This is a genomic window from Pseudomonas sp. A0308, from assembly GCF_044218815.1.
GTDB classification, from domain to species: Bacteria; Pseudomonadota; Gammaproteobacteria; order Pseudomonadales; family Pseudomonadaceae; genus Aquipseudomonas; species Aquipseudomonas iridis.
The window spans coordinates 3,040,115-3,053,669 of the sequence record NZ_CP162581.1; the positions used below are offsets into that span (position 1 = coordinate 3,040,115).

Sequence of the window (13,555 nt, forward strand, 5' to 3'; positions counted from 1 at the left end):
CGCGAGCAGGTTCGCTCCCACAGGATTCCCGGTTCAGTCGAGCAAATGGTTGTCAGCCCAATGGCGCACCTCGGCGTAGGGATAGTCTTCCAACGCCGCATACCCGGAAATCGTCCGCGCCTTGAGCTTGGTAAACAGCGGCACGCTGATCCCGCACAGAAACCGCGTCAGTCGTTCCGCCGTGGGTACGTTGCCGGTGTGCTGCTCGTGCTTGTGGATAAAGTCGCCGCACAGCGCTGCAAAGTTTTTATCCACAAGCGGCGGCAATTGCGGGGGTTCCGGCAACCGCGCGACATGCCCATGACACACCGAACAATGCCCACAGCGCTCTGGCGCATTGCGGTCGCCGAAATACTCGGCCAGGCGATAACCCAGGCAGCGCTCAGTGGCGAACACATCGAGCATGGCGTGAATCCGCGCGACTTCGGCCTGCTCGTGGCGGGTGAAGTATTCATGCAGTTCAGCGCTCAACACGCCGCTGTCAAAGTCGCTCTGCAGCACGCTGTAGACCTCGGTCATCTGCTTGCTCTCAAGCTCGACCCAGCCCTTCTCCTGGAAATAATCCAGCGCCTTCACCACCCGATTTCGCTCTGCCGAATATTGCGTGTACATCGCCTCGAAGCTCACGGTCGCCCAGGTTCGCGCACGGTTCGACGTCTGGATGATCGCCGCGACAAACTCCCTGCGTTCGCCCTCGAAACGTTCGAGCAGCGCGTCCGGCTCCAGCAAGTATTTGAAACGGTATTCGGCGTAGTACGCGTAGCGCGGCGCGATAAGGCCGCGCAACTCCAATTGCACCAGCAATGTCTTGAGCGGCAATGCGCGGATATTGCTTTGATCCGCGAGCGGACCGAGCAGAAATTCCCACTGCCCTTCCGGCACCGAGGCTTTCAACTCGTCGAGCACATAGCGAATACCCTCGCGCTCCGGTGTGTCGCCGTAAACGAAATTTTCCAGCACGTTGAGGCTGTCGCGATTGGCCAGCACCAGACAATCCGACGGCTGCCCGTCACGCCCCGCGCGGCCTATTTCCTGGCTGTAGTTTTCGATGGATTTGGGCAGGTCGAAGTGCACCACATTGCGGATGTCGCTCTTGTCGATGCCCATGCCGAAAGCGATGGTCGCGACGATGCAATTGGACTGCCCGGCCATGAAGCGTTTCTGAATCGCCTCGCGCTTATCGTGGGGTAAACCGGCGTGGTAAGCCTCAGCCTGGATGCCGTTACGCTCCAGGTGCTCGGCAATGTGTTCGGCGGTTTTCTGCAAGGTGACGTAGACAATGCTCGGCTGACCCGGACGCTCAGCCATCCACTCCACCAGGCGCCGACGCTTGTCCTGGCCGCGCACCGGTTCCACCAGCAGATTGAGGTTGGGCCGATAGAAACCGGTGGTCACCACGTCTTCGGCGGCGATGGCAAATTTAGCCTGCATGTCGGTGATGACTTTGGGCGTTGCCGTGGCAGTCAGCAGCAAGGTTTGCGGGATGTTGAACTGCCGTTGGTAGTCCGGCAGCTTGAGGTAGTCCGGACGGAAATTGTGTCCCCACTCGGAGATGCAATGCGCCTCATCCACGACCAGCAGCGAGATCGGCACCTGCTGCAAAAAGTTGCGGAAGCGTTCGTTTTTCAGCCGCTCTACGGAGATCATCAGGATCTTCAATTCACCTGATCGGGCGCGGGCCATCACGTCATTGGCATCATCGCGGCTTTGCGCCGAATCAATACTGCCCGCCACAATGCCATGGCGTTGCAGGAACGCCAATTGATCCTGCATCAACGCCAGCAGCGGCGAGACCACCAGCGTCAGATTCGGCAGCATCAGTGCCGACAATTGATAGCAAAGGGACTTGCCGGAACCTGTGGGAAAAATCGCCGCTGCCGAGCGTCCGGCCAACACCGCGCTGATCGCGGCCTCTTGTCCGGGTCGGAACTGTGGATAACCAAAAACCTGTTCCAGGGTGTTGTGCATTCGCTGTCACTCCTTTGACTGCTGCCATGCCAACAGCCTAGCGGGCGATCGCAGCGAGTCGAGAAAAGGTCGGGGGCCAAATCGATACGGAATGATACAGCGATTCACCTAAACGCCACGGTCCCTGTGGGAGCGGGCTTGCCCGCGAAGAGGCCGGCACTGACTACACAAAATCTAAACGTTCATGGCCGCAACACTGCCACCCGCAGTTGCTCATTCAACATCTGCTCGTGCACACCCAGGCTCTTGCTCGCCCACAACGCATGGGCCGGGCTGATGTCGCCGGTGAACGCTGCCGCCAATTGACGCAGATCGGCAACACTGCGTACCTGTGGACAAAACGGTTGTTCAGCACAGTCCTGACTGGCGTTGCGATAAGTGCTCAGCAAGTGATCCCACAAACCATCACGCAGTTGTCTGATCGACTTCAACTGCACTTTCGGCACACCCAGCTTCTGCTTCAAACCCGACTCGTCCAACGCTTCGCTGGCGAGCAAGGCTTTGCCGAACATCAACACCTCGGCGCGCGACGCCGTGTCGACATTCGCTTGGCTGGTGAGCGCGTCCGGCCATCCGGTGCGATTCAAATGATCGAGTACCAGCGGATTGCCAACGTCGGCGGACATTGCCAAACGACAACCACTGGTCCACAGCAATACGATCGAGGCCATTCGTAGCCACTGCATACCTAATTCCCTTTAAGCGCGTATCGGACGTTTGGAAACGTCCCACAGATTCTGGCGCGCACGATACAGCGGTTTACCGCGAAACGCCTGACAAACCTGTAGGAAAAATCCTATCTAAGGGTTTTGCCCTGAAAAGCCCTGGAAAACATGTAGGGCAAATACCCGAACCCCGGTAAACCCCCTACAAACGCTGTCCATCCTGGCTGTCTTGTCCCACGGAGCAGCGCCCTCTTATAGTGGCCGACGCGACTGAATCCCGCCGTAGCGATCTCTCAAAGGACAGGCTTGATCCATGAACCCACCTCAATCCCCCCTCAACCGCTACCGCCGTTTGAAAACCTGCTACAGCGACAAGCCGGTGCTGGTCATCGATACAGAAGCCTGTCATCAAGATTTGCTGAATGCCGCTCAACAAAGATTGGGCGCCGCCAACAATCTTTTGGAAACTCTGTACTGTCTGTGTTTCAAACAAGCAGACGTCAAAGACATCCCGAACATCATCAATGCGCTGTACTTATTGACTCAGGATGGCTGCGAACTGCTGGAAGTTGCCAAGTTTAAAATCGAACACCCACAAGCAACCAACAACCCTCTTGAAAACAACCCGGCACTCTGAATCCCGCTGTTCACATCCGCCGACAGATAAGCGCGCCCGTTTAAAACTGTTGATGGAACAGCAGCAATGACCTATCAAATCTCCGTCCCGTTCCTACAAGGGCAGACTCCTTGTCTTCTATCGCCGCCCTGTAGCTCGTCTTTATAGTCGTGACTGTCGCTGCCAAATCAGCGGCTCGGGCTTGGTCACCCGATTGGATCGTGTATACGCACGCGCTGTATGCTGCCGGCACTCACTTGCCTGCAGTTTATGGTGACTGTGTTTGGGACACCCTCGGGTGTGCCGGGTATGTGCACGATCCTCACCGGTTGACCAACCCGAACACAGTCGCCTCCTGTCGCTTGGTCACGATGCGGTGGCTTCTTTCGAAGCAATTGAGGATTAAAAAATGACAACTTGGAATCAATTCACTACCGATCGCTACCGCCCACTCGAATCCAACCTCACCGACACCAAGCCCCTGATCATCGACACAGAGGCCAACCCGCAAGACACTCTCGAATGCGCCGTCCAGCGCCTTCGCGCCTCCGCCGACCTGCTAAAAACCCTCTACTGCCTCAGCTTCAGACAAGCCGACGTCGAAGACATCCCCCACATCACCCACGCACTCTATCTGCTGACGCAGGATGGTTGTGACCTGCTGCAAGTCGCGCAGCAGCAGATGCTCAATTGGAAGGCTCCAGCCTAAGGCTGAGTGGGCAGATCGCTCTCACTTTTCGTGGGAGCGGGGGTTCGTAAAGCTCAAGTTGCCTCTAAGGGCCACGGTAAACGCGGTGGAGCCCGAGTGATCTACTACCACTTCGTTTCGGCGTCACAGATCGCTTTGTTGATGATTTACCCAAAAAATGAACAACACGACCTGATCCATGATGAACGGAAAGCATTGAAAGCCATGATCGGAAACTGGAGACAACCATGAGCAGGTTTTTTGATGAGCTGATGGAAAGCGTGCAGGAGATGGATGAAATTCTGCGGGGTGAACGGAAACCCTCCCGCGAATTTTATGTTGATGCATTACTGGTCAAAGAAATTCGTAAAGCCACCGGCATGACGCAAGCAAAATTTGCAGCGTTGATCGACGTCCAGCTTGGAACGCTGCGTAATTGGAAGCAAAGTCGTCGGGTACCAACTGGGCCGGCTAAAGCGCTACTCAAAGCTATACACAACGACCCTGTTCATCTGCTGAATGCTTTGGCTGATTGAGCAATTGCACAAAACGAAGTACTAGTGCCATGAAAGGTTGCTCTGCAACGTTTGCAGACGGACGCAAAACTCTCAATCAGCATCACAGCTGTGCTGAAGCGGGGTAAGCGAAGCTGATAAGTGGCAGTATTCTGCTAGTTAAAGCTCTTTCCTGCGGGAATAATGGCAGTTAAGTTTGTGGAATGCTTTCCAATCGCCCACAAAAAAGCCGCCCCTAAAGGGCGGCTTTTTCATTCACTACAAACCGATGCTTACAACTTCGGCCCAGCAGCCTTGATCGCGTCGCTCACTTCGAACTTCTTGAAGTTCTCGATGAACAGACCGGCCAGTGCTTTTGCGGCTTCGTCGTATGCAGCCTTGTCAGCCCAGGTGTTGCGTGGGTTCAACAGGCCGGTTTCAACGCCCGGTACGGCCAGTGGCACGTCGAGGTTGATGGTGTCCAGGTGTTCGGTTTCGGTGCCGATCAGGGCGCCGCTCTGGATCGCTGCGATCACTGCGCGGGTGGTCGGGATGTTGAAGCGTTTGCCGACGCCGTAGCCACCGCCGGTCCAGCCGGTGTTGACCAGGTAGACCTTGGAGCCGAAGCCGCGGATGCGCTTGATCAGCAGCTCTGCGTATTCGCCGGCCGGGCGCGGGAAGAACGGTGCGCCGAAGCAGGTGGAGAAGGTCGACTTGATGCCGCTGCCCGAACCCATTTCAGTCGAGCCCACCAGTGCGGTGTAACCAGACAGGAAGTGGTAGGCCGCTTGTTCTTCGTTGAGGATCGACACTGGCGGCAGGACGCCGGTCAGGTCGCAAGTCAGGAAGATCACAGCGTTCGGTTCGCCACCGAGGTTGTGCTCGGAACGCTTGGCAACGTGTTCCAGCGGGTACGCAGCACGGCTGTTCTGGGTCAGGCTGACATCGGCATAGTCAGCGTGCTTGGCATCGTCGATGACGACGTTTTCCAGCACAGCGCCGTGTTTGATGGCTTTCCAGATGACCGGCTCGTTCTTCTCGGACAAGTCGATGCACTTGGCGTAGCAGCCGCCTTCGATGTTGAAGACAACGCCTTCGCCCCAGCCGTGTTCGTCGTCACCGATCAGGTAACGGCTTTCGTCAGCCGACAGGGTGGTCTTGCCGGTGCCGGACAGACCGAAGAACAGGGTTACGTCGCCTTCTTCGCCGATGTTGGCAGCGCAGTGCATTGGCAGCACGTCAGCGGCCGGCAGCAGGAAGTTCTGCACGGAGAACATGGCTTTCTTCATCTCGCCGGCGTAACGCATGCCAGCGATCAGCACTTTTTTCTGTGCGAAGTTGATGATCACGCAACCGTCGGAGTTGGTGCCGTCACGCTCAGGCACGCACTCGAAATTGGCGACGTTGAGCACTTGCCACTCATCGCGGCCAGCCGGATTGTACTGGGCCGGGTTGATGAACAGGCAACGACCGAACAGATTCTGCCAGGCAGTCTGGGTAGTCATTTTCACGGCCAGGTAGTGATCTTCAGCCGCGCCTACATGCACGTGGGAAACGAAGTGCTCTTGCGCGTTGTTGAAGGCTTCTACTCGAGCCCACAAGGCATCGAACTTGTCGGCCGGGAACTTGCGGTTGATCGGGCCCCAGGCGATAGCGGCCTGAGTGGAAGGCTCTTCAACGATGAAACGGTCGACTGGCGAACGGCCGGTGCGATGACCGGTGCGAACAACCAGAGCGCCGGTATCGGCAAGCTCGCCTTCACCGCGGTTCAGGGCTTCTTTTACCAGATCATCAACACTCAGATCGGTGTACACGGCGTTATTGGCTTGCGTCATGAGGTTCCCCGTCGGCCAGTGGCCGAGTGTGCTCCAAACGTTTTGTAGTAGAAAGTCGTGCACTACTACCGCGAAAAAAGTGGGCCGGATTATGCCAGAAAAGCCCAAAAATAGTAGGGCCCTCCCGTCGTAACGGCGTAATTCCGTCGTTGAGCAGTGAATTTACCTGCGCTGAACCGTTTTAGTGCCGGGTATCTGACGGCGTGTCGACGCCCGCACCTGCGAACAATTGAGCGATATCGGCCGCATCAAACAGGTAGCGCTCGTTGCAGAACTGGCAATCGATCTCGACTGTACCGCCCTGCTCGGCCACCAGTGCCTGCGCATCTTCCAGACCCAGACTGACCAGCGCATTGCCCGAGCGTTCACGCGAGCAGCTGCAGTGGAATCGCAGATGTTGCACATCGAACAGGCGCACTTGCTCTTCATGATAAAGGCGATGCAGCACGGTTTCGTTGTCCAGGCTCAACAGTTCATCGGCGCTCAGGGTGCTGGCCAACGCGGTGATGTGCTGCCAGCTGGCGGCGCGATCTTCTTCGTCTTTCAGGCGATCGGCCGGCAGTTGTTGCAACAACATGCCACGGGCACGACGACCGTCGGCGAACAGCTTGAAGCGGGTACCCACCTGCTGCGACATGACGAAATAGTTGGTGAAGCAATCGGACAGGGTTTCGCCATCGAGGTCGACGATGCCCTGATAGCGCTGGCCAACGGTCGGGTCGACGGTCAGGGCCAGGACGCCGTTGGGCATCAAGTCGCTGAGGGTCGCATCCGCCGAGACCTGATCGGCGTGATAACGCGCCAGACCACGAATCTCACGGTCGCTGGAGCACTCGATCATCAACATCGGGATCGGGCCTTCGGAACGCGCCTGCAGAATCAGCAAACCGTCGAACTTCAGAGTGCCCACCAGCAACGAGGCCGCCGCCATCAATTCGCCCAGCAGTTGCGCAACCGGTTCCGGGTACGGGTGCTTGGCGAGGACTTCGGCGTAGCTGCGCTCAAGCGCTACCAGTTCGCCGCGAGTATCGCTGTCATCGAAGATGAAGCGTTGGGTGTAATCGGTATCCGGGAGATCGGTCATAGGTTTGGGTATCTGAATTGATGACAAATTGGTTACAAAATATGAAAATGCCGCGCTTCTTTGCACCTGTTTGGTGCGATCGTTCAGCCACGGGAGGCATTTTATGAACAATCCGGGTTTGTTCCAATCAAGGTGGAACCTCGGCCGGCTGGTTCTGTGCAACGTCGTGCCATTGGCGTTGCTGGCTTTCTGGTTATGGCCTACGGGCAACATGCTGTGTGTGATTTTCGACGAGTGGCTGTTTCGCTCGCTCAATGCACCGCTGGCCAGCAACCCGATATGGCTCCACATCTGGGCAATTGCAAGTCTGCGCCCGTTCGACATCGTCGTCGGACTGATTCTGCTGATGCTGTTGATCAAGGGCGACTGGGTGTTCAAGGCGATTGACGTGCGTCGCGCGTTTTTCGGTTTTTTCTCGATCCTGCTGTTGATGGTGGTGATTCGCGCACTGTTTTCCAAGTTCGCCGACCACATGGGCTGGCAGCACAGCAGTCCGTCGATGGTGCTGGAAGGCGCGGTGCACCTCAGCGACTACTTCCCGCATCTGGAAAAGGCCTGGGAGCTGAAGGATCGCTCGGGCCAGAGCTTCCCCGGTGACCATGCGTCGGTGCTGCTGATCTGGGCCCTGTTCATGGGTGTGTTCAGCCGTACGGTCGGGCAGTTCGTGACGATCTGGAGCCTGACGCTGCTGTTCATGCTGCCGCGACTGGTGGCTGGCGCGCACTGGGGTCAAGACGATTACATCGGCGGTATGTTGCTGGCGGTGTGGGCATTGGGCTGGGGTTACTACACGCCGTTTGCCTATCACGCGGCGAATTTCTGGTTGAAGGTGACGGCGCCGTTTTTCAATCTGCTGGGCAAGCTGCCGCTGGTTTCGCGGATGAGCGTTGTGCGTAGCGCCTGATACCGCGTCGACCCCGGCGAGTGCTGCGCACTCGAATCGCCAGTAGGCTGGCCCCCACAGTCGGATTGCATTTCAAACTGTGGGAGCCAGCCTGCGGGCGATGAGGTCGGCACAGACAACACTGAAACATCAGCCTTAGTCGTCGTTACTGTTCCCACGAAATTTAAACAGATCCCGCCGCTGCTTCTTGCTCGGTTTGCCGTCGGTGCTCATGCCCAACGCGCCAGCTTTGCGCATTGCTGCGGCCGCTTCGCGCTTGGCAATACTCGCGTCGGTTTCCGCGTACAAAGCCTGCGCCTCGGGGGCCCCACGACGCACGATCGACAAGGCTTCGACCCTCACGATGCGCACCTCGAAGCCGGTACGTATCTCAAACTCATCGCCGACGCGTGGCTCTTTGCCGGGCTTGCAGCGTTCGCCTCGACAATGCACCTTGCCACTCTCGATGGCGGCTTTGGCCAAGGCACGGGTTTTATAAAAGCGCGCCGCCCACAACCATTTATCGAGACGGACCTTGTCGTCCTCTTCCTGTTTTTGTGCCATATGAATTCCTCGCTCAGCCAGTAGTCGGAACTGTACTACCGTTTCTGTCGGGCGCAAGAACTCGGCCCTCCAGATAGACTGTGATCTTGACCGTTTCAGCGGCAAGGAGTGATCGAGTGACTAGATTCCCGTCTTCATTGACCTCGCCCAAAACGGGTTGCCAGGGCTGCCAGCAAAGCGAGCCGCTGGACTTCGATTTTGCCTTCGCCTACCAACCTATCGTCGATCTGCGCGACCAGTCGGTTTTTGCTCATGAAGCGCTGGTCCGCGGTGTAGCCGGCGAAGGGGCATTGACGGTGTTAGATCAGGTTACAGAAGAAAACCGCTACCGTTTCGACCAGCTCTGTCGGATGCGCGCCATCGAAGGCGCGGCCAATCTTAATATGCAGACACACTTGTCGATCAACTTCATGCCCAACGCTGTCTATCGTCCAGAGTTATGTATTCGCAGCACCCTGGAGGCGGCAAAAAAACACAATTTCCCGGTCGACCGGCTGATTTTTGAAACACTGGAAAGCCAGCACGTAGATAACTATCGCCATTTGACCAATATTCTGCGTGAATACCGCGAATTCGGCTTCAAGACCGCCATCGACGATTTCGGTGCCGGTTATTCGGGGCTCAATCTGCTGGCTGATTTCCAACCGGACCTGATCAAACTCGACATGGCGTTGATCCGCGATGTCGATCAAGACCGTGTCCGTCAGGCAATCGTGCGGGGGATTGTCACAATCTGTGCGGAGTTGGACGTTACAGTCATTGCCGAAGGCATCGAGAGCGCCGGAGAACGGGATTTCCTGGCGGACTGTGGAATATTTCTGATGCAGGGATACTGGTTCGCCAAACCTGCGTTCAAAGCCTTGGCTCAGATTTCACCTGACGCCTGGGCGCGTTAATCGTTGGTTTTTTATATTGAAGACATTTGACCATTTGACCGTTGTCGGTCTGCGCGAGTGGGTGGCGCTCCCGGATTTGGGAGTTGCGGGCCTGCGCGCAAAAATCGACACCGGTGCCAGTACCTCCAGCCTGCATGCCACCGACATCGAACCGTTCGAACGTGACGGCGAGAAATGGGTGCGTTTTACCGCGCACCTGGGCACGGTGGTGCAGTTGCGTCACCGGCGTTGCGAAGCACCACTGGTGACACGCAAAACCATCAAGAGCTCCAACGGCCATGCCCAGGAGCGCTACGTGATCAGCACCACCCTCGCTCTGGGTGATCGGGTCTGGCCAATCGAGTTCACCCTGGCCTGCCGCAAGTCCATGCGCTATCGCCTGTTACTTGGCTCCAAAGCCCTGATTGATGGCCAGCTGGTGGTCAATCCGGGCATCAAATATGTACAAGACAAGCCGGTGTTCCCGGTATCTACCTCCTCCACAGGTGTTGCATGAAGATCGCTGTGCTGTCGCGGAACCCGCGTCTGTATTCCACCCGTCGTCTGGTTGAGGCCGGCACTGAACGCGGGCATGAAATGGTAGTGATCGACACCTTGCGCGCCTACATGAACATCGCCAGCCACAAGCCGCAGATCCACTATCGCGGCAAACCGCTGGAAGGCTTCGACGCGGTGATCCCGCGGATCGGCGCGTCGGTGACGTTCTATGGCTGCGCGGTGTTGCGCCAGTTCGAAATGATGGGCGTGTTCCCCCTCAATGAGTCGGTGGCCATTGCCCGTTCGCGGGACAAATTGCGCTCGCTGCAACTGCTGTCGCGCCGTGGCATTGGTTTGCCGGTGACCGGGTTTGCTCACTCGCCGGACGATATTCCCGACCTGATCGACATGGTCAACGGTGCGCCACTGGTGATCAAAGTGCTGGAAGGCACCCAGGGCATCGGCGTGGTGTTGTGCGAAACCGCGACCGCTGCCGAGTCGGTGATCGAGGCGTTCATGGGCCTGAAGCAGAACATCATGGTTCAGGAATACATCAAGGAGGCTGGCGGTGCAGACATCCGCTGCTTCGTGGTCGGCGACAAGGTAATCGCGGCAATGAAGCGTCAGGCCAAACCGGGTGAATTCCGCTCAAACCTGCATCGCGGCGGCAGCGCCAGCCTGATCAAGATCACCCCGGAAGAACGCATGACGGCGCTGCGTGCAGCCAAGGTCATGGGCCTGTCGGTGGCGGGCGTGGATATTCTGCGCTCCAATCACGGGCCGCTGGTGATGGAAGTGAATTCGTCGCCGGGGCTGGAAGGGATCGAGACCACCACCGGGAAGAACGTGGCGGGGATCATCATTGAGCATCTTGAGAAGAATGGCGGGCCGAATATGACCCGGACCAAAGGCAAAGGCTAAAGCCAGCTTCAAGCGGCAAGCCCCAAGCGACAAGTAAAGTCGCTCTTGCTTGCCGCTTGCCGCTTGAAACTTTCAGCTGCTTCTATACCGCATCCCGCGGCAGCATCAACCCCAACGGCAACCGAACCCGCGCCTCCAGCCCACCCCCGGACCGGTTACGCAGTTCAACATTGCCGCCATGCATCGAAGCAATCCGCTTCACGATCGCCAACCCCAACCCCGTACCCTTGCCACCGCGCGCACGGTCGCCACGGGTGAACGGGTTGAAAATCGCCTCAAGCTCCGACGGATCAATCCCCGCACCACGGTCCATCACACTCAGCACCACATACGGCGCACTGGTGTCGCCGGACACATAAGCCGCCACTTCAACGCCGCTGCCAGCATGGTTCAAGGCGTTGCCGATCAGGTTGTTGAGCAGACGTTTCATCGATACCCGACGCAACGGGAACGGCTGGATCGGCTCCAGACGCAGACGAACTTTCTCTTCAGTCTGGTTGTACGGCGCCGCTACTTCACGCACCAGATCGCTGAGGTCGACCTCCTCCACCGACTCGTCACGACCATCGCGAATGAACGCGAGGAACTGGTCGAGAATCGCGTCCATGTCTTCGATGTCGCGCACCATGTCGTCGGTCAGGTCGTTGTGGTCGCCCATCAACTCCAGCGACAGACGCAAGCGCGTCAACGGCGTACGCAAGTCATGGGAGACGCCGGCCAGCATCAGCTCACGCTCACGTCCGGCCTGTTCGACGTCTTCGGCCATCTGATTGAAGGCGCGATAGACCTCGGTCATCTCGCTCGGCGTGTCGCTGATCGGCAGACGCACGCTTCGACCCTGGCCGAGTTGCCGGGCGGCGTACACCAAACGCTTCAAGGGTTGGTTGAGCTGGCTGACAAAAATCCACGCCGAGGCCGTCGACAGCAAACCGATCGCGAGGAACCAGCCCAGCACGTTCCAGATTTTCTGGCCACGCAACGGATGCGGATACAACGGCACTTTCAGCCAGCCATCGCCCAGGCTCGGGGCGCGAACCCACAGGGCCGGCGGCGAATGCATGCGTAATCGCACTTCGGTGTCGGCGCCGAGTTCTGCCTGCATCTGTCGTTGATAGATCTCGCTGTACGGCCAGTGCTGTTCGCCTTCCGGCACACCGGCACCCACCACCCGGATCAGGGTCGCGGCATCGGCGATCTTCGCGCGATTTTCTTCGTCAGCGGCCCAATAGGCGCGCAGCGTCAGGGCGACGCCGTGGCTGTATTGACGATCCACCAGCACGTCCTCGTTCATCAACAGATAAACCAGGGTCAGCGCCTTGGAAAACAGGACGACGATGAGCACCAGCCAGAGGGTGCGGGAGAAAAAACTTTGGGGGAACCAGACGGGCGTCTTCATCAATAACCGCTACACACTTGCAGGAGCGAGCAATGCTCGCATATTGCGGATTGCGAGTCTGTGGGAATGGTCGTTTGACCAACCCCCAACAGACCCGCTCCTACAAATCGCCGATCACTTGGTGGCGGCGCCATCCGGTACGAACACGTAGCCAACGCCCCAGACAGTCTGGATGTAGCGCGGTTTCGACGGATCAGGCTCGATCATCCGGCGCAGACGGGAGATCTGCACGTCGATGGAACGCTCCAGGGCATCCCACTCGCGGCCACGGGCCAGGTTCATGAGTTTGTCGCGGGTCAGCGGCTGACGCGCGTTCATCACCAAGGCCTTGAGTACCGCAAACTCACCGGTAGTGAGCATGTGCACTTCGTCGCCACGTTTCAGTTCGCGAGTGGCCAGCGACAACACGTAATCACCGAAGGTGACATTTTCGTCTTCACTGCCCGGCGCGCCCGGCACTGGTGCGGCCTGGCGACGCAACACCGCTTTGACCCGGGCCATCAGCTCGTCCGGGTTGAACGGCTTGGCCAGGTAATCGTCAGCGCCCAGTTCCAGGCCCTTGATGCGGCTCATCTCATCGCCCTTGGCGGTGAGCATGATGATCGGAATCTGGTTGTTCGCGGCCCGCAGGCGGCGGCAAGCGGTCAGACCGTCTTCGCCGGGCAGCATCAAGTCGAGAACGACCAGATTGAATACTTCACGCGCCAGCAGACGGTCCATCTGCTCGGTATTCGGTACGGTGCGGGCACGGTAGCCCTTGCTGACGAAGAAACGTTCCAGCAGGCTGCTCAGCCCCGGATCGTCATCAACGATAAGAATTTTTTCGCCTTCAGCAGTTTGTGCAGTGCTGCTCATTGGATGCTCCTTTTAGCTCGGCGCGCATTATGGCGTAGCTGCCGTTATACGCACCGTGTGCATTGTTAGCAGATTTTTCCTTCACTGCCAGAAAACCGGGGTTTAAGCCTACAGACTGTGAGGCCCCCGAATGACAGAACGCTGGTTATAATGCGCGGCGTTTTGTGCCAGGCAACGTCTGAATCGTTACCGCAAGTGGCCGTCTTTTTTCCC

Annotated in this window: 14 protein-coding genes and 1 pseudogene; 8 read left to right on the top strand and 7 right to left on the bottom strand. The window is 57.9% G+C overall.

Annotated elements, in window-relative coordinates; all coding sequences use genetic code 11:
• Nucleotides 1–33: 33 nt before the first annotated feature.
• Nucleotides 34–1,968, bottom strand: coding sequence for an ATP-dependent DNA helicase RecQ (locus AB4P92_RS14065; protein ID WP_395599599.1), 1,935 nt, complete (start codon nt 1,966–1,968; stop codon nt 34–36).
• A 182-nt stretch (nt 1,969–2,150) separates the two neighbouring features.
• Nucleotides 2,151–2,654: a hypothetical protein gene (locus AB4P92_RS14070; protein ID WP_042557146.1), complete on the bottom strand. Its 504-nt coding sequence runs from the start codon at nt 2,652–2,654 to the stop codon at nt 2,151–2,153.
• A 292-nt stretch (nt 2,655–2,946) separates the two neighbouring features.
• Between AB4P92_RS14070 and AB4P92_RS14075 the strand changes: the two genes are divergently transcribed.
• From AB4P92_RS14075 to AB4P92_RS14090, 4 genes and pseudogenes are all read left to right on the top strand, one after another.
• Nucleotides 2,947–3,270: a hypothetical protein gene (locus AB4P92_RS14075; RefSeq protein WP_042557145.1), complete on the top strand. Its 324-nt coding sequence runs from the start codon at nt 2,947–2,949 to the stop codon at nt 3,268–3,270.
• 388 nt (nt 3,271–3,658) lie between these two features.
• On the top strand, nt 3,659–3,958 hold the full coding sequence (locus AB4P92_RS14080) for a hypothetical protein (protein WP_395599600.1): 300 nt from the start codon (nt 3,659–3,661) through the stop codon (nt 3,956–3,958).
• A gap of 39 nt (nt 3,959–3,997) precedes the next feature.
• Nucleotides 3,998–4,189 (top strand): annotated as a pseudogene (locus AB4P92_RS14085) (type II toxin-antitoxin system RelE/ParE family toxin); the annotation flags it as partial.
• Complete coding sequence (locus AB4P92_RS14090; protein WP_395599601.1) at nt 4,186–4,473, top strand: transcriptional regulator; 288 nt, start codon at nt 4,186–4,188, stop codon at nt 4,471–4,473. The pseudogene AB4P92_RS14085 and the gene AB4P92_RS14090, both read left to right, overlap by 4 nt.
• Nucleotides 4,474–4,724: 251 nt before the next feature.
• On the opposite strand, the gene AB4P92_RS14095 is transcribed toward AB4P92_RS14090, so the two are convergent.
• Nucleotides 4,725–6,266 carry a phosphoenolpyruvate carboxykinase gene (locus tag AB4P92_RS14095; protein WP_047299301.1) on the bottom strand — a complete coding sequence of 514 codons (1,542 nt, stop codon included), beginning with the start codon at nt 6,264–6,266 and terminating at the stop codon, nt 4,725–4,727.
• A gap of 181 nt (nt 6,267–6,447) precedes the next feature.
• Nucleotides 6,448–7,350, bottom strand: a complete 903-nt coding sequence (gene hslO / locus AB4P92_RS14100) for an Hsp33 family molecular chaperone HslO (protein WP_042557140.1) — start codon at nt 7,348–7,350, stop codon at nt 6,448–6,450.
• 103 nt (nt 7,351–7,453) lie between these two features.
• Here hslO and AB4P92_RS14105 point away from each other — a divergent pair, with 103 nt between their 5' ends.
• Nucleotides 7,454–8,254: a phosphatase PAP2 family protein gene (locus AB4P92_RS14105; protein WP_261736182.1), complete on the top strand. Its 801-nt coding sequence runs from the start codon at nt 7,454–7,456 to the stop codon at nt 8,252–8,254.
• Nucleotides 8,255–8,389: 135 nt separating this feature from the next.
• Here AB4P92_RS14105 and AB4P92_RS14110 read toward each other — a convergent pair whose 3' ends face one another.
• Nucleotides 8,390–8,797, bottom strand: a complete 408-nt coding sequence (locus tag AB4P92_RS14110; RefSeq protein ID WP_047299299.1) for an RNA-binding S4 domain-containing protein — start codon at nt 8,795–8,797, stop codon at nt 8,390–8,392.
• Nucleotides 8,798–8,913: 116 nt separating this feature from the next.
• Between AB4P92_RS14110 and AB4P92_RS14115 the strand changes: the two genes are divergently transcribed.
• Genes AB4P92_RS14115 through rimK form a run of 3 tightly spaced genes read left to right on the top strand, consistent with a single transcriptional unit; the run spans nt 8,914 to nt 11,091 of the window.
• Nucleotides 8,914–9,693: an EAL domain-containing protein gene (locus AB4P92_RS14115; protein WP_395599602.1), complete on the top strand. Its 780-nt coding sequence runs from the start codon at nt 8,914–8,916 to the stop codon at nt 9,691–9,693.
• A gap of 34 nt (nt 9,694–9,727) precedes the next feature.
• Nucleotides 9,728–10,189, top strand: coding sequence for an ATP-dependent zinc protease (locus AB4P92_RS14120; protein WP_172604528.1), 462 nt, complete (start codon nt 9,728–9,730; stop codon nt 10,187–10,189).
• The gene (gene rimK / locus AB4P92_RS14125) at nt 10,186–11,091 is read left to right on the top strand and encodes a 30S ribosomal protein S6--L-glutamate ligase (protein ID WP_007952690.1); all 906 of its coding nucleotides are present in this window, start codon (nt 10,186–10,188) and stop codon (nt 11,089–11,091) included. The genes AB4P92_RS14120 and rimK overlap by 4 nt, the downstream gene beginning before the upstream one ends.
• 82 nt (nt 11,092–11,173) lie before the next feature.
• Here the strand turns inward: rimK and AB4P92_RS14130 are convergent, their stop codons facing one another.
• Both AB4P92_RS14130 and ompR read right to left on the bottom strand, forming a co-directional pair.
• On the bottom strand, nt 11,174–12,487 hold the full coding sequence (locus AB4P92_RS14130; RefSeq protein WP_042557135.1) for an ATP-binding protein: 1,314 nt from the start codon (nt 12,485–12,487) through the stop codon (nt 11,174–11,176).
• Nucleotides 12,488–12,601: 114 nt separating this feature from the next.
• Nucleotides 12,602–13,342 carry a two-component system response regulator OmpR gene (ompR, locus tag AB4P92_RS14135; protein WP_042557134.1) on the bottom strand — a complete coding sequence of 247 codons (741 nt, stop codon included), beginning with the start codon at nt 13,340–13,342 and terminating at the stop codon, nt 12,602–12,604.
• Nucleotides 13,343–13,555: the final 213 nt, after the last annotated feature.